Annotated in this window: 14 protein-coding genes; 5 read left to right on the top strand and 9 right to left on the bottom strand. The window is 37.4% G+C overall.

Annotated features, from left to right (window positions below):
* Positions 1–50: 50 nt before the first annotated feature.
* Positions 51–956 (bottom strand): LysR family transcriptional regulator, encoded by a 906-nt coding sequence (locus tag B0X80_RS06890; protein WP_077339101.1) that lies wholly within the window; start codon positions 954–956, stop codon positions 51–53.
* Positions 957–1,088: 132 nt separating this feature from the next.
* Between B0X80_RS06890 and B0X80_RS06885 the strand changes: the two genes are divergently transcribed.
* The 3 genes from B0X80_RS06885 (at position 1,089) to B0X80_RS06875 (ending at position 3,710) form a co-directional block, all read left to right on the top strand.
* Positions 1,089–2,090, top strand: coding sequence for an NADP-dependent oxidoreductase (locus tag B0X80_RS06885; RefSeq protein ID WP_077339100.1), 1,002 nt, complete (start codon positions 1,089–1,091; stop codon positions 2,088–2,090).
* 60 nt (positions 2,091–2,150) lie between these two features.
* On the top strand, positions 2,151–2,795 hold the full coding sequence (locus B0X80_RS06880; protein WP_077339099.1) for a DsbA family oxidoreductase: 645 nt from the start codon (positions 2,151–2,153) through the stop codon (positions 2,793–2,795).
* A 129-nt stretch (positions 2,796–2,924) separates the two neighbouring features.
* On the top strand, positions 2,925–3,710 hold the full coding sequence (locus B0X80_RS06875) for a phytanoyl-CoA dioxygenase family protein (protein ID WP_077339098.1): 786 nt from the start codon (positions 2,925–2,927) through the stop codon (positions 3,708–3,710).
* A 16-nt stretch (positions 3,711–3,726) separates the two neighbouring features.
* Here the strand turns inward: B0X80_RS06875 and B0X80_RS06870 are convergent, their stop codons facing one another.
* The 5 genes from B0X80_RS06870 to B0X80_RS06850 all read right to left on the bottom strand — a co-directional run bounded on the left by B0X80_RS06870 (position 3,727) and on the right by B0X80_RS06850 (position 8,716).
* The gene (locus tag B0X80_RS06870; RefSeq protein WP_077339097.1) at positions 3,727–4,419 is read right to left on the bottom strand and encodes a tRNA (adenine(22)-N(1))-methyltransferase; all 693 of its coding nucleotides are present in this window, start codon (positions 4,417–4,419) and stop codon (positions 3,727–3,729) included.
* Positions 4,420–4,437: 18 nt separating this feature from the next.
* On the bottom strand, positions 4,438–6,012 hold the full coding sequence (locus B0X80_RS06865; protein ID WP_077339096.1) for a nitrilase-related carbon-nitrogen hydrolase: 1,575 nt from the start codon (positions 6,010–6,012) through the stop codon (positions 4,438–4,440).
* Between the two features lie 136 nt (positions 6,013–6,148).
* Complete coding sequence (locus tag B0X80_RS06860; protein ID WP_077339095.1) at positions 6,149–6,757, bottom strand: glutathione S-transferase family protein; 609 nt, start codon at positions 6,755–6,757, stop codon at positions 6,149–6,151.
* 78 nt (positions 6,758–6,835) lie between these two features.
* The gene (locus B0X80_RS06855) at positions 6,836–7,993 is read right to left on the bottom strand and encodes an iron-containing alcohol dehydrogenase (protein ID WP_077339094.1); all 1,158 of its coding nucleotides are present in this window, start codon (positions 7,991–7,993) and stop codon (positions 6,836–6,838) included.
* Positions 7,994–8,026: 33 nt separating this feature from the next.
* Positions 8,027–8,716: a type 1 glutamine amidotransferase domain-containing protein gene (locus tag B0X80_RS06850; RefSeq protein ID WP_077339093.1), complete on the bottom strand. Its 690-nt coding sequence runs from the start codon at positions 8,714–8,716 to the stop codon at positions 8,027–8,029.
* Between the two features lie 159 nt (positions 8,717–8,875).
* Between B0X80_RS06850 and B0X80_RS06845 the strand changes: the two genes are divergently transcribed.
* Positions 8,876–9,778, top strand: a complete 903-nt coding sequence (locus B0X80_RS06845; protein WP_077339092.1) for a LysR family transcriptional regulator — start codon at positions 8,876–8,878, stop codon at positions 9,776–9,778.
* 48 nt (positions 9,779–9,826) lie between these two features.
* Here B0X80_RS06845 and B0X80_RS06840 read toward each other — a convergent pair whose 3' ends face one another.
* The 3 genes from B0X80_RS06840 to B0X80_RS06830 form a co-directional block, all read right to left on the bottom strand.
* Positions 9,827–10,783 carry a carbohydrate kinase family protein gene (locus tag B0X80_RS06840; protein WP_077339091.1) on the bottom strand — a complete coding sequence of 319 codons (957 nt, stop codon included), beginning with the start codon at positions 10,781–10,783 and terminating at the stop codon, positions 9,827–9,829.
* Positions 10,784–10,842: 59 nt separating this feature from the next.
* On the bottom strand, positions 10,843–13,263 hold the full coding sequence (locus B0X80_RS06835) for a TonB-dependent receptor domain-containing protein (RefSeq protein ID WP_077339090.1): 2,421 nt from the start codon (positions 13,261–13,263) through the stop codon (positions 10,843–10,845).
* A gap of 305 nt (positions 13,264–13,568) precedes the next feature.
* The gene (locus B0X80_RS06830; RefSeq protein WP_077339089.1) at positions 13,569–14,942 is read right to left on the bottom strand and encodes an MFS transporter; all 1,374 of its coding nucleotides are present in this window, start codon (positions 14,940–14,942) and stop codon (positions 13,569–13,571) included.
* Positions 14,943–15,250: 308 nt separating this feature from the next.
* Between B0X80_RS06830 and gtfA the strand changes: the two genes are divergently transcribed.
* A complete protein-coding gene (gtfA, locus tag B0X80_RS06825) occupies positions 15,251–16,732 on the top strand; it encodes a sucrose phosphorylase (protein ID WP_077339088.1) in 1,482 nt (493 codons plus the stop codon).
* The last annotated feature ends 79 nt before the right edge of the window (positions 16,733–16,811 follow it).

Raw genomic sequence — 16,811 nt, 5'->3', positions numbered from 1 at the left:
AGTTACTGTAAAACTAATCTCACCATATAAAAATTTCTTAGTAAGCAAACTTAGCCAACTTCTTTTATTTTTGAAACTAAAAAATCTACTGCAGCCTTTACTTTAGGTACTTGATAGCGCTGTTTTTGGTATAACAAATACACTCCCAAGTTTGCTTGTTGAGATATTTGAACTGTAGGGGTTATGGTTAATTCAGTTAATTCACCTGATTGAATACTTGGATTTAATGACCAACGAGGCATCATTAAAATACCTGCTCCTGCAATAGCTTTATCGACTAACCATTTGCCGTTATTACTAATTAAAACTTGCTCGGCCGACACGTCTTGCCATTGATTGTTTATTTCACAAATCCAAGGGGTTGGTCCGTTTGGCGTTTTAAAGTATAAGCCTTTGTGCTGTTTTAGCTCTATGGCATTTACGGGGGTACCGTATTTTTCTAAATAACTTTGAGAGGCAACGGCAATAAAATTGTTTTGCATTAATTTTATTGCAATAACTCTTTCGTCGGGAGCATAACCTCCGCGAATAGCTAAATCGACTTCATCGCGAGCTAATGTTGTAAGGTTGTCACTTAAGCTTACGTTTAATGTAATTTGTGGGTATAGCTCACTAAATTCATCAAGTAATGGTAGTAGAATTCGTTCACCAAAACCCACCATTGAACTTATGTTTAGCACGCCCATTGGGGTTGTTTGGTAATTTCTTACGGTTTCGTCGCTGTAGGCTAATAAAGAGAGTATTTCGGTAACTTGTTGGTAATAAATTTGCCCTATCTCAGTTAGGCTGACGGCTCTTGTTGTACGCTTTAACAATGTTGCGCCTAAGTTTTGCTCTAAGTCTGCAACTCTACGCGATAGTGATGAAGGGGGTACAGAAAACAACTCAGCGGCCTTACTAAAGCTACCGTGTTCTACAACTTTTACAAAATATTTAAGTGCTCTTAATTGATCCATAAATCCTCCTGTTTATTATTGTCTTTATAACAATAAATATTCGCTAATTAGCTTATATATCTTACAGTAAAATAAGAGAATAATGACCCCACTTAACAAACATTCATATTAATTTATTGAGAGGGATCATACATGACAACATATACCGCTATTAATCTTATTAAACGTCCTATTGCTGGTGAGCCAATCAATGCAGAGCTATTCGCAGTGGTACAAAAAGACATACCTACATTAGGCGAAGGCGAGTTTTTAGTTAAACAAAATTATATGTCACTTGATCCTGCTATGTTTGGCTGGATGAGCCCAGATACTAACAGTTATATTCCACCTGTTGCTCTAGGTGATGTTATGCGTAGCTCTGGTGTAGGAGAGGTTATAGAAAGTAACCACCCTGAATTTAAAGTGGGAGATAGAGTGATGGGGATAATGGGATGGCAAGAATATTTTTTAAGTAAAGGCCAGGGTCTTAATAAAATAACCGTTCCACTACCTGACGAAACCATATTGTCGGTTTTTGCTTTACCGGGTTTAACTGCTACACAAGGCTTATTTAATGTTGGCAAGCCTAAAAAAGGCGAAACTCTTATTGTTACAGGCGCCGCAGGATCTGTAGGGTCAATTGTTGGTCAATTAGCAAAAGCGGAAGGCTTAAAAGTTATTGGTGTTGTAGGCACAGACGAAAAAGCCGATTGGATTGTAAATGAACTAGGTTTTGATGCCGCGATTAATTACAAAAGTGACGATTTAGATGGGCAACTTGCTAAACACGCAGTTGATGGTATTGATTTGTATTTTGAGAATACAGGTGGTCCAATTCAAAGCTTAATTGTAGATCGCATGAATGCTCATGGTCGCGTTGTAGTGTGTGGCTTGATAGCGGATTACGATAAAGAAGTACCAACACCGGGGCCAAGTTGGATCAATGTAATTAAGCGTCGTCTTACGATTCAAGGTTTTACTATGCCAGATCATTTTCATGAAGTGCCAGCATTGTTAGAAAAAATGACCCCTTATGTGATGGCTGGTAAGATTAAACACAGATCGCATGTATTAGAAGGGTTAGAGTCAGCTATTAATGGCTTAAATCTATTTTTTACCGGTGAAAACAAAGGTAAGTTGATTGTTAAACTATAACGATCAGTCCACATTTTTCAAAAATAAGTGGCTACAGGTCACTTATTGTAAGGATTTAATATGAGCAAAGTACAAATTGATATTGTGTCAGACATTATGTGTCCGTGGTGCATTGTTGGTTATAAAGGCTTAGAGTCGGCACTTAAAGAATTAGCTCCTAATATTGAAGCAAACATTAACTGGATGCCTTTTGAGCTTAATCCTGATATGCCGGCTGAAGGGCAAAATATTACACAACATATAATGGAAAAATACGGTATTACCCAAGAGCAAAGTGATGCAAATAGAGAAACGCTTACTCAAAGAGGTAAAGACGTTGGGTTTACTTTTAACTTTTCGCAAGATATGCGTATGATTAATAGTTTTGATTTGCATCGACTATTAGCATGGGCGAAAACCCAAGGTAAGCAGCATGAGTTAAAAATGGCTTTTTTTGATGCGCATTTTACTGAGAATATGCCGTTAAATAAGAATGAAAACTTAGTTAATCTTGTCGGTTTTATTGGTCTTGATGTGGAAGAAGCGAAACGTGTTCTTGATTCGGATGATTATTCACAACAAGTGCGCACAGAACAAAAGTTTAGTTTAGAACGCGGTATTCATTCGGTTCCTACATTTATCATTAATAATAAATATTCGATATCGGGTGGGCAAAGTGCCAATACCTTCAAACAGGCATTAGAGCAAATAACGCAAGAAGCATAAAAGGTTTTAATTCGTTTAATGTTTGACTGCCAAGCAAGCGATAAAGATAATACGCGTTTTTAATTATAGGTTATCAATCTCATTAAATTATGGGGTTGCCCTACTACAATAAAGTGTTCAACGTTGTTAATGGTAGAAAATATAAACCCGTTAAATAGCCAGTATGAAGAGCAAGGTTACTTTGTTATTCGAAATTATTTTAATACTGCTGAAATGTCGTCTCTTAGAGAGGTGATATTAACATTTCATGAGCGCTGGAAAAAAGATAATGCTGAGTTTTATCAAACGGAAGCGTTTAATTCTTCTTTAATTACTGGCAGCCAATATTTGAGTTTTGACGACCGAATAAAGCTTTTTAACTTTATTAGCTCAAAAAAAGTAATGGCAGTGGTTGACTCGGTTATACCGAATAACCCTGCCTTTATGAACACTCAGCTATTTTTTAATCCGGTTAACCCTCAACAAAAAGACTTTTGGCATAGAGATTGTCAATATGATCATGATGTAGAATCACAAAAAAAAGTGATTCTTGATGATCAGGTTTTACATCTTAGAGTGCCTTTATTTGACGAACTCGGTATGGAGCTTATTCCCGGTACACATAAGCGCTGGGACAGCGAAGAAGAATTTAATGTACGAGATGAAAGAAAGGGTAGGTTGAGTAGTGATGATTTATCTAACGGTAAAAAAATTGAGTTAGCCGCAGGTGATTTACTCGTTTTTTCGGCTGATATGATCCATCGAGGTTTGTATGGTTTAGATCGATTAGCGTTAGATATTTTAATTTTTGATTCAGCAGCGGATTATGTCGACTACGTAGACGATGATTGTTTGCCTGATAGCACAATGCTGGATAAAATCAGTGATCCAACATTGTTTATGAATACCATTCGTTTAAAATCGCTAGCACGTTAGTTATTATTTATCGGTACTATCTATCAGTATGAATCACAGGTACTAGGGCACGGTAAGCATCAATTATATGTTGTACTTTGCTGGCGTCTCCTTGCTGAATACGTTGGTAATGATTCAGCGTTTTATGTAAATAGCTTTCAACTACTTTAGCTTGTTGTGGTGATTGTGAACGCCATATTTTATCGCCAACTGCCGTTATCGGTTTATGCTCGTTATGTGCGGATGAAACCAATAAAATCTCATAAAAACGTTTGTTATCTTCCACTAATACTTCTTGTTTCAAACCAAAGTTAAGTTCTATTAGCTTATGGCGTAATGCAAATTGGTGATGCACAGGGCATAGTAAAAAATCTATAGCTAGATTTTGGTGCTTTTGGTAAATAGCTTCAACAAACTGGATCATTAAATCGCCACCCACTCCAGCAATAATCACAAGGTGATTACCTTGGTATTTTTCTAAAGGCAATGTTGCTACATCAAGGCAATGTGTTTCCCACCTTGAAACCGCGTTTGAATAAAATCGTTGTAGTTTAGTGTCTAGTTCAGCCATTAACTCAGGCACAATATCAACAAAATGAATATGAGTATCAGTTTGTCTATTTAATAGTGCAGCACCTAAAAAGCCATGATCGCAACAGCAATCCCAAATGTGGGAATACTGTGTTGTAACCATTTTATCTATTTGTTTTAGTCTTTTACTGAGCTTCAAGAAAATGCCTGTTAGTGATTAATCCGTTTGCAATATCGTAAGTTTATTACAAGCCGCGCTCGGATAAACCAAAGCTTTGGTTATTTTACCGTGCTGATATTTAACTAAAGGTCGATTGAGGTAACCTTCAAACTTTCTAAACTGCCACTGCTCAAGTTGGGTGGGCGTTGTTGTTAAATTGGCAATAAACCCTGTACATTTTTGTGCTTTTACTTTGTTTTTCTTAAATATATTGTTATCGGTTTTATCAATAGGTGTTGCGGCTGCAAAGCTTTTTTCGCGACTCGCTGCCACAATACAAATACGGTGCTCGGCGGCTTTAGCTATTAAGTTATATTCTACTTCGCACGGCTCTTGAATATCAAAAGGAACCAGTAATACGTGAATGTTATTTAATGCTGCAAGGTTAACTATTTCGGGTATGTTAGCATCGTCGGCAGTTAACATGGCTATGTTAATATTGCCTTGCTCTAAGGGTAATTCAATAATCTGTAAGTTATTGCCTAGCGCACTCCACGAGTATCTTTGGCAAAAATGTAATTGTTGTTGCGTAGCGAATAACCCTTGTTCGTTGATTATTACGGCTTGATGTATTCCTCCAATCACTAAACTTGTACACACGTATTGAAACGGTCTGAGTTCAGCGCTTATTTGACTGATAAGTTGCGTACTTAAGTTTTCTATTTCAGCGAGTTGTTCGGTGTTATGAGTAATACTTTTATCTGCAATAAAAAATAACTCAGGTAATTGAATAATATCGCTGAGGTTATTTTCAATGTAATGGCATACATCTTCAATCGCTTGTTCGTTAGATTTGTATGTGGTGAATAGTGCAACATTAGCGGTTGCAGGAACCTTGTTATTGTCTGTAGTTAAGGTTGCTGTTTTTATTTGTGATTGTAGCGCTTGATAAAGTTGAGGTCGTCGTTGTTCAATAATATTTGTTTCATCGGGGCGTTGTTTTTCAAGGGCGTCTTCCAAGTCTATATCGGCAAAAACAAAGCCTGTTTCATTGTGCGTTATTTTTGCTAATAGCTGACCATTAGGGGCTACTATTTGGCTTTGACCAAGGCTAACAAGCGGTTCGTTTGTCTGTTGAGTTTCAGTTAAAAATGGTCCAATTTTATTTGCTGAAGCTAAAAATACCTTATTTTCACAGGCGCGAGCAGGGCCATGGATATTATGTTGATCAAGTGAAAACGTGTTCATTGAATGGCATAACAACTGTGCGCCTTGTAAAGTTAAACCTCGCGATGTTTCAAAGCTAGTATCTTGGCTGTTCGATAAAAGCCCAAGTTTCACCCAAGGCGTCGTTAATGCTTGTTGTTCTGCGGGATAAATAATTTCACCTTGCGGTGATAATAAACACGAAGTCGTATGCTTTTTCGTTGGCTGAATTAGGCTAAGGGTAATATAACAATGATGTTTTTTAGCTTGCTCGACTATTTCTTGTAAAAAAGAGATGTTACCCAGTTCAGGAAGAACAATAAGTGATGGTTTACACGCTGCGGTTTGGCTTATAACGCTAATGCAATTGGCTAAGGTTTCTTGCGGATCAGATGAAGTGGCAAGCTGAGTAACGGCTATTCGCATGATGTGTTTTTCCAGTCACGAATGATCTTTGAATTGAAATATGAAAGCATAACGCTTAATTGATTAGGCTATTATACCTAATCAATTACAATGTGCGTAATATTCCACTTTTTAATAAGCAAAGAGGTTAGCGTATTTAGCCTAAGTTGAGTGCCGTTTGATATGCACTGCGTTGTTGTACTTTTTCTAGGTAGTTAAGAGTATGAGTGCGTCCGTCTAACATTCCTCTTTTTTCTGCTATTTCAAGTATTACGGCCATCATAATGTCTGCCGCACTGAAATCATCACCAGCAAAATAATCTCTATTTTTTAGTGTGGTTTCAATATACGAAAAGTCGAGTGCTATTTCTTTCGCAATATAACCGTCCATCGGCTGTGTTCCGTCTCTGTTTTCCATTTGCATAAATAAAGAGGAAATAACGGGTAAGCTCAATGACCCTTCAGCAAAATGTAGCCATTCTAAATATTGGTAATATTCAGGCGTGTTAGGGGCAGGGCGTAAGCTATTTTGTGAATAAGTATTTAAAATATATTCGATAACTGCACCCGATTCACACAGGGTTATGTCTCCGTCTACAATAACAGGGGCTTTTGCTAAAGGATGAACTTTTTTCAAACTGTCAGGCGCTAAATGTGTTGTTGCATCGCGTTGATGATTAACTAAATTATAAGGCGTTTTTAACTCTTCAAGTAACCATAATACGCGTCTTGAACGTGATTCGTTTAAATGATGAACTGTTATCATGATTTTTCTCCAATAGTGCTTTAGCTTGAGTCGCTGAGGAAATTGGTGAGGTAAGCTTAATGTCACTTACCTCTTTTTTTAAAGGGCTTGCTCTAATATTTTACGACTTACGTCTATGCTAATGTCGCCATGTTCGCCTAGCGCTGTCATACCGTGTTGCTGTAGTTTTTCTAATAAACCTTCAACATTATCTTGTGTAATACCCACTTCAGATAATCGGATTGGAACATCCATACGTTTGAAAAAATCTTCAGTTAACGCAATCGCTTTATCTATTTTTACGGTGTCGTCGCTATCCGTTAACTGCCAAACACGTTCTGCAAATTGCACTAACTTTTCATGTTTTTCAGTACGTTTTACTTTCATAACCGCAGGTAAAATTATAGATAAGGTTCTTGCGTGATCAATACCAAAGCCGCCCGTTAATTCATGTCCTATCATGTGGGTAGACCAATCTTGTGGAACACCAGCACCGATAAGTCCGTTTAACGCCATGGTTGCTGACCACATGATGTTGCCACGTATGGCTAAATCATCTTTAGTTTCAGCATTTAACGCTTTAGGGCCTTCTTCAATTAAGGTTTGTAATAAACCTTCGGCAAAACGGTCTTGAACTTTGCCATTAACACTATAAGTTAAGTATTGTTCAATAACATGAACAAAAGCGTCGACTACGCCATTACTGATTTGGCGATCAGATAACGACAAGGTAACTTTTGGATCTAACACCGCAAATTGTGGACGTAATAAGCCGCTCGAAAATGGTAACTTAGTACCATTGCGAGTCACAACAGAGTTACCATTACTTTCAGAACCCGTTGCAGGTAAAGTTAATACTGCGCCAATAGGGAGTACTTTTTTTACTGGCGCTTGTTTGATGAGAATGTCCCACGGATCATCACCTTCAAACAAAGCCGCAGCAGATATAAACTTAGCGCCATCAATAACAGAACCACCACCAACAGCAAGTAAGTAATTAATGCCTTGCTGTTTAATAATGTCTTGCGCTTTCATTAATGTGTCGTAACTTGGGTTTGGTTCTATGCCTGAAAATTCAAACCAAGTATGGTCAGTTAATGCGTCTACTACTTGGTCGTAAACACCGTTACTTTTAATTGAACCACCACCGTAAACTAATAATACTTTTGCGTCTGCTGGAATTTCGTCAGCAATAACGTTAATTTGATCTTCACCGAAGTGAATTTTTGTTGGACTATGAAATGTAAAATTTAACAAAGTAATACCTCGCAATATAGTAATTAAGGAAAGTTAAGCGTTTAATTGGCTTAGTAATTTTTGGGCTACTAGTGTTGAGCTTGCAGGGTTTTGTCCTGAAATAATAAGGCCATCTTGCACGGCAAAAGCATTCCAATCTTCAACTTTTTGATAATCGCCACCACGCTTAATTAACTCGTCTTCAAGTAAAAAAGGTACGATGTCGGTAAGCTCTACAGCGGCTTCTTCAGTATTGGTAAATCCTGAGATAGCTTTACCTTTAATGGCGTATTCACCTGTGCTGTTTTTAACATTTAAGAAAGCGGCCGTTGCATGACATACTGCGGCTACAGGCTTGTTACTTGCTAAAAAGTTCTCTATTAATTGAATAGAAGTCGTGTTTTCAGTTAAATCCCATAATGGTCCGTGACCGCCGGGGTAAAAAACGGCATCAAAATCATCTGCGTTTAATTCAGCTAAAACGCGTGTGTTAGCCACAAGGTTTTGTGTTTCTGAATCAGCAAAGTATTTTACCGTTGCTGGCGTTTGAAAATCGTCTAGTTCACTCTTCGGATCGATAGGTGGTTGTCCGCCAAGAGGTGACGCTAATGTTACTTCAATACCTGCATCTTTAAAGGTGTAATACGGAGCGGCAAATTCTTCTATCCAAAAGCCAGTTTTTTCGCCTGTGTTACCTAAATCAGCATGAGATGTTAATACCATTAATATTTTCTTCGTATTCATTTTATACCTCGATAATTTTAATTTGCTACATGTATTTTGCTAGTTGGGAACAGTTTACTCTTGTTGGTTGTAGCTAACAATGCAGACAAAATTGATATCATTGTATTAATAAATGATACAATGGCGACGTGTGTTTTTTAAAGCTAAGTCGAGTAAGTGATGGATATTTCATTTGAACAACTAAAAAGTATGGTGGTATTTGCGCAAGTTATTGAGCAAGGTACATTAAGCGGTGCAGCTAAACGCCTTGGTTTGTCGCGTGCGGTGGTGAGCTATCATATTAAGAAGCTTGAAGCGCACTTAGAGATAAAGTTACTTAATCGTTCAACCCGAACCATTTCTCTCACCGAAGCAGGTAGCGATTATTATCAACATTGTCGTGTTATTGCCGAGCAAGCGTCTGCGGCTAATCAGCAAATTGAAAACTTAAAGCATGAACCTGTTGGCTTGCTTAAAATTACTTGCCCAGTCAATGTTGGCTTACAAACTATTGTGCCAGCACTTAACGAATTTAGAACCCTTTACCCTAAAATTGAACTTGATGTGATGCTAACGGACGAGGTCGTTAATATCATGAAAGAGGGGATTGATTTAGCTATACGTGGCGCGCCATTAGCGGATTCCGGCTTACAAGCAATCAAGCTTTCTACGCTAGGCACTTGCCTTTGCGCAGCGCCCTCGTATTTTGAAAAGTTTGGTGTACCTACCCATCCAACTGATTTAAATAAGCATCAATGGGTGGTGTATAAACTGACCTCGGGCACGATTGAGTTAACAAAAGGTACTCGTTCGTTTAGCATTGAAATGAAAGGCACAATTACCACAAACAATGCCGCAGCACGCACAGCTTTTGTTGAAGGCGGACATGGTTTAGCAAGAATTCCAATTTACGATGCCAAACCTAAAATTCAGCAAGGTACTTTAGTGTCGGTGCTTGATGACTATAAAATGAAAGACATTAATGTGTATGGCGTATTTCCCCCAGGTGGAGCAGAGTCTAAAAAGTTACGTTTGTTAATTGATTATTTAAAGGCGTATTTTGTAAAGCCACGCCTTTTGTAAGATAAAAGGGACAGTTACCAGCAAAAGTATTATTCCGCTGGCGATAAACTAAATGTCTGTTATTTTAGGGAGTGCTGCAAATGCACCTTTTTTCTGACAAGTAAACGCCCCACATTTTGCAGCAAATAATACGGCAGCATAAATATGGTCAGGTTGTTCTATAACATCAAATAATGTTTTTTTGTTTTCATTACTGTAAGTTTCTTGAGTTAAATAAAACAGAAAGCCTGAAATAAAGCTGTCGCCTGCACCTGTTGTGTCAATTGGTGTTATTTTAGGCACTTCATGCATGGTTGAAAAATACTTACAGGTAGCCTGTACTGCATTTGACCCGTCGGTTACTACAATAAGTTTAGCGCCTAGAGATATTAAAGATCGTATGTAATCTTGAACATCAAGTTGTTGAATATTTGCTAAGTACTCCGCTTCGTCTTTACTTAATTTTATAATGTCGCTTTGCTTAATGCAGGCTTCAACTCTTTCAGGTAATAAAGCGAGGTCGTTCCAGAGTTGCTGGCGTAAATTTACATCAAAACTTATTAACACATTGTTAGCTTTGGCCTGTTTAATGGCATAAAGGGTGTTATCGCTCATTGATTCACTGGTTAACGTGTTTGAACAATAGTGAAATAAACTAATGCCTTGCCACTCAATATTATCGATATGTGCTTTTGTATATAAAGTATCGGCTGTGTTGTGGCGATAAAAGTTAAAGTCTCTTTCGCCGTGCTCGTCTAAACTGACTAATACGAGAGCGGTATTGGCATTTTTTATTTTTTGAGTAAAACAGGTATTAACGCCTTCGCTTTCTAGTTGCTGTAGAAGCATATTACCAAAATTATCTTCGCTGATACCTCCAGCAAAATAACTTTCTCCGCCTAGTTTAGCGAAAGCTACTGCAACATTAGCAGGAGCACCTCCAGCAAGTGGAATATAGTTTGGGTTGTTGATTGAGGCGGGTAAAAAGTCGACTAATACTTCGCCATAACTGAGTAAAGAACACATAAATTCACCTTAAAAAAAGCCCATAAAAATGGGCTTTTGATTGCTTTGACTAGAAAAAATTAAAAATCGTATTTAAGAGTAATACTGCTGGTTCTACCATTAATTGTTCTAGCTCTGATAATGTCATTTACAGGAACAGTACCTTCTTCAGCTTCGGTAATACCTGTAGTATCAAATAGATTGTTAATGTTTAAAGCAACACTAAATGCGTCGGATAAATAATATTGAGCGAATGCATTTACTTGCGTGTATCCGTCGAATTTAAGAATATTATCTACACTTTGATCAAGGTTATCTTGAGCATAAGCATCAGTCGTGCCTATTAAACTAATACCTGCAGAGCCTTCGTCGAAGTTATAACGTGTTGTTAATGAATAAACTAAGTCAGCTTGTCTTCTTGGTGTATTGCCTACTTGATCTGGGTTTTTATTGTCTTTCGTAATTTCGGCGTCAGTCCATGTAAAGTTACCTCGAATATCAAAGTCGCCAATGTAGTATGCGGCTTCAACCTCAACACCATACGACTCATATACTCGGTCAGTAAATCGTTGACTGCTTGCTTCAAAGTTTTGCTCTTGAGTTTCAGCAAAGAAAGCCGTAGCAAATACCGAAAGTCTGTCTTGACGATACTTAATACCCGCTTCGAATTGGTCAACTTCATCAACTGCATCTTCATCATTTACACTACCGTCAGTAGCAATTTTACCAAAGGCTAAACGGTCAGCGTTTGCTGTTCCACCATGACTTAAGCGAGCAAATACAGCCATATCATCATTTAAAATATAGTTAGCACCTAAAGAGTAAGAGGTGTAACTCCAATCGTAATTTACATAAGAAGGATTGCTGTTATCTAATACCGAAACACTTTGTTCAGCAACTGAAATTGTACCATCTCTGTTCATATCTAATTCAGCTTGTACTGCACCCGTATAAGTACCGGTTGCTTCTCCGCTGTCATGACGAACACTTGCATCAATAGTTAAATCACCAAAGATTGAATTAACCGCAATATAAGGTGCGGTTACATCGTATTGAAGATCATAGTTACGTGTACAACAGTTGCCCCAAGCTGGCACACCATAAGCAATTAAGCCGTTATCAGAAAAACGAGTACCGTTAGCTGCGGTTACATCAACAAGTGCTGCGTTGTCGCCTTTAACTTCTTGCAGGTATGAATTCCAAAGCCAAGTTGTTTCAATGTTTTGTAATGACTTGTAGTAACCAAAAGTTACATTAGTATCGCCAAATGATTTTAATATTTTTAAATCATTAACCATAAAATCTAAGTTATTCATTTCAACATCAAACGTATGAATACGCATTAAGTTGTTACCCGTATAGGCTTGTCCTTCAGAAGGGCCGTTTGCGTAACTCAAGGTTGCACCTGTACCCGCTAAACTTTCAGCAAGTGTCTGGCTGTTTTGAATACTTTCAGGGATAGGAGAAGTAAAGCCACCTTTAGTGCTTGATGTTCTAAATCTGTTTTCAATAGACCAATCGTTGCCTAAATCAAATACGGCTTCAACACCTACAGAATCAACTTCTGGGCTCATACCGTCGCGCATGTCTGAACGACGTAGATTGTTGTTAGCATCAGTTGTTAATAACGACGTAAAATAAGCTGAGTGTGGAGTATCAGAAGAAGGGTCAAAACTACCTACTGATTTACCTTTTGATGTTGCCGGCATAGGTAAATATGCAATAGTTTTATCGTCTAAATGTTTGTAATAAAGTCTTACGTAGCCTTTATCAAACTCTTTAGTAATATTCGCTTTGATCTGTCCGCCTTGATTACCCGTGTAACCAGCTTCTCTTGGGCCTTCGCCTTGACGGTAAAAACCACCAATATGAAAATACAGGCTATCGCTAATTTCGCTGCCGTATTCAAAATCGGTACGCGTATGATCGTAATCTAGGCCAATAGTTGTTGCTACACTACCTGATTCAGATTCACCTGTTTTACTGATGATATTAATAATACCACCCGGTGAGTTGGTGGCTAAGGTTGAGGCAGAACCACCACGAATTGATTCGATAGATGCCATGGTGCTGTCTAATCTTAAAAAGATATCAGCGTTACCAAAAGCAATATCACCAAATTGTAAAAGCGGTAAGCCGTCTTCTTGAATTTGTAAAAACTTTGCACCACCAGCAGCAACGGGTAACCCACGTACTGCAATATTGGCATTGCCTTCGCCACCAGAAGACTCTGAACGAATACCTGGTATAGATCTAAATGCTTCAGCTGAGCTTCTTGGTGTGCTCACTTCTATTTGATCTGAAGATAAGCTACTGACTGAAACACTTGATGCCATAACGGTTGCGCCTTTACCCGCCGAGCCTGTTACTACAATGCGTTCAAAGTCTAAGCCTTTCTTTTCTACTGTTTCTGATGTGGCGGTATCTGCTGCGCTTACGCTAGAACATATCGCCATGGCTAACGTGCTTAGTATTAATTTCTTATGTGTAATGTGTTTCATGTGTTCACCCCGTGTATCTATTTAGTATAGTTATTTTTAACTCGAACTTAATCGATTAAGTTAATATTTAACTAAACAAGTGCATTTTGCAAATATTTTTTTTCTTAAACTGTGTTTCTTCTATTAATCTGATGAAAAATAAAACGATTTAGTTTGGATTTATATACGAAATTAATGTGCCACAAGACTGTAAATAACAAATAGGGCGTTAATAAACCCTAAAAATCACTTAATAACATTGAGGCGCATAGTAAAAAATACATTACTTAGTAAAAGTGATGTATTTTTTGCAGAAACAATTCAGGTTAATTACGGCGCTGGGCCAAATCGTTTTCAATCTGAGTTAATTGCGCCCGATCAATTTTGTAGAAGAGTATAAGAATAGCACCGAATAAAAAGAAAACGCCGGGTAATATGTTAAACATATAGCGAATACCTTCAATAGACTCTGGCGTTTGGGTTTCGTTAGCTATAAACCCGAAGGCTGCTAGTATAAAACCAGGTAGTGCACCACCCACAGCAGAACCAAACTTTAATGAGAACATAGAGGCGGATACCGTTAAACCGGCGCTATTATTACCTGTTTTCCATTCACCATATTCCACACAATCGGTATACATAGTAAAGAGTAGAGTAATTGCTATACCAAAAGTAATAATGCCTAAGGTATGCACAATAATTGTCAGGGCAAGGTTGTCTGGGGAAATAGTAAATGCGAAAAACAGCAGTAATGCATGAATTAAATTAATGGCGAACATCAATTTGTGTTTTTCAAAAAGCGTTACTAATTTAGGGGTAATAAGTGCGCCAAATAGTTGACCGAGTAAACCACATGAAATAATTAATGTGGTTTCATCCATCCACAAGAATATATTAGTACCGTCGTCACCCATATAGTATTTAGTGTAATAGGCAATAGAAGCAAAGCGAGCCACTAAGCCAACCACAACGAATATCCCTGTAAATACGAGTATTATCCACGACTTATTCTCTAATAAAGTAGCGAAATCTTCTTTAATACTCGACTCATGCTTTTTAGGTGTAACGCGTTCTTTAGTAACAGCAAAGGTATACCAAAACACAGCGACAGACAGAATAGCAAATAAAATAATGGTTAAGCGGAAACCTAATAACTCATCGCCTCCACCTAAATAATCAACCAAAGGTTTGGCTGATGCGCCCACCACTAAAGAGCCTACAGATGCAAAAATAAATCTAAATTGCGCCGCTTTTGTTCGCTCACCAGATTGCGGATGAATAACAGCCATCAAGCCAGAGTAAGGAACGTTAATGGCTGTATAAGCGAGCATTATTAACGAATAAGTAATATAAGCAAAAATTAGTTTTCCGGTATCACCAAACTCAGGACCTAGAAATAGAAGGTAACCCAGTAATGCATAAGGAATCGCCATCCAAAGCAAATAAGGACGATATTTCCCCCATTTAGTCGTGGTTCTATCAGCAATTAATCCCATGGCAGGATCACTTACCGCATCAATAATTTTTGTTACTAATAACATGGTTGCTGCCGCTGCCGCTGAAATACCATAAACATCGGTGTAGTAATACAGCAGAAAGAGTGAAAAGAACCCCATGTAGAAGTTAGACGCCATATCACCCATGCCGTAGCCGACTTTTTCTTTGAAGGATAAGGGTGGTGAATTATATTTCGTTGTCATTTTATTTTCCCCTGACTACATTCTATATATACCATGCACTTTGAGTTGATATGGATATATTACAATTTAAGCATGATTTAATTTTTATTATTGATATCGATATATTCTTACTCATTTTAATGACTAAAAAATAGCACTTTATAAAGTTGATAAATAAAGAAGTTTCACCTTTTATTTCGCTCTATTTTTCTTTCTTATTGTTTTGCCAACTTAAATAAAATATAAAATTATTCTTGATTAAAATGAGATTGTATATAAAGATAGTTCTTAATCGATTAAGATGCAACTTAAAATTATACGGTAAACTTATGAAAAACAATGTTCAGTTAATGACCTATATAGACAGGTTAACGGGTTCAAATACTCAAACGTTAAACAATCTTTTAAATGAGCAGCTCGCTGGCTTATTTTCAGGTGTTCATTTGTTGCCATTTTATTATCCAATTGACGGCAGCGATGCAGGTTTTGACCCGATAGACCATACACAGGTTGATAGCCGATTAGGCGATTGGAATGATGTAAAAGCCTTAGGCGAAGGGCATGAGTTAATGGCTGACCTTATTGTAAATCACATGTCTGCGCAGTCTAAAGAATTTAAAGATGTACTTAAAAACGGTAAAAATTCCCCATTTTGGGATTTATTTTTAACAAAAGAAAAAGTATTTCCAAATGGGTTAAGTGAAGAACAGGCTGAAAAAATATACCGACCTCGTCCGGGAAGTTGTTTCACTGAATTTTCATTACCCAATAATGACAGTGCAAATTTTTGGACCACATTTACTGATAATCAAATAGACATTGATGTTACTTCTGAAATAGGAAAAGAGTATTTATCACGCATTTTAAAAACCTTTTCTGAAAACAATATTAAGATCATTCGTTTAGATGCTGCAGGTTATGCGCTTAAAAAAGCCGGAACCAGTTGCTTTATGCTTGATGAAACTTTCAAATTTATTGATGACCTTAGCAAAACAGCGAACGATTTAGGCATTGAAACCCTAGTAGAAATTCATTCGTATTATCAAACACAAATAGAAATAGCTAAACGTGTAGACCGTGTTTACGATTTTGCCTTACCTCCTTTAGTGTTACACAGTATTTTTAGTAAAGATTTTACGGCTTTGACAAAGTGGTTAACTATTTCGCCAAGAAACTGCATTACCGTGTTAGATACACATGATGGTATTGGCATTATTGATGTAGGCCCTATGGATGGCAAAGCGGGATTACTTAACGAAGAGCAAATAGATAAGTTGGTTGAAACTATTCATGTGAATAGCGCTGGCGAAAGTAAAATGGCTACGGGCGCAGCGGCAAGTAATGTGGATTTGTATCAAGTAAATTGCACATATTATGATGCACTTGGACAAAACGACTTTGATTATTTAGTGGCAAGAGCTATTCAATTTTTTGCTCCTGGTACACCACAAGTTTATTACGCGGGTTTGCTGGCTGAAAAAAATGCCATGGAATTATTATCAAAATCCAATGTAGGCAGAGATATTAACCGTCCGTATCTTGATACGAATGGTATTGAACAAGCGCTAAACAAGCCTTTTACTAAAGCATTAATTCAGCTGATTAAATTGCGCAATAGCTGTGACGCATTTAATGGTGAATTTAGCATAACTAGTGGCCAATCTACTTTGAAAATGACATGGAAAAATAACGAACAAATGGCTACCTTAATTGTTGATTTAACTAATAGAAATGCATTGATCGAGATAAAAAACGGCAACGACATCAGTACCACCAAATTAGATAAGCTTTTAAATGAAGCTTTAAATTGATGAGTAGCCGTAATTTTATCAGTTTAAATGAGTAATTTGTTGATATTAATATGTACTTAGGCCAAAGTAACCCTACTGG

Source organism: Pseudocolwellia agarivorans (genome assembly GCF_002000085.1).
GTDB classification, from domain to species: domain Bacteria; phylum Pseudomonadota; class Gammaproteobacteria; order Enterobacterales; family Alteromonadaceae; genus Pseudocolwellia; species Pseudocolwellia agarivorans.
Note: the sequence above shows the minus strand (reverse complement) of the source record. Positions and strands in the feature narration are given on the sequence as shown.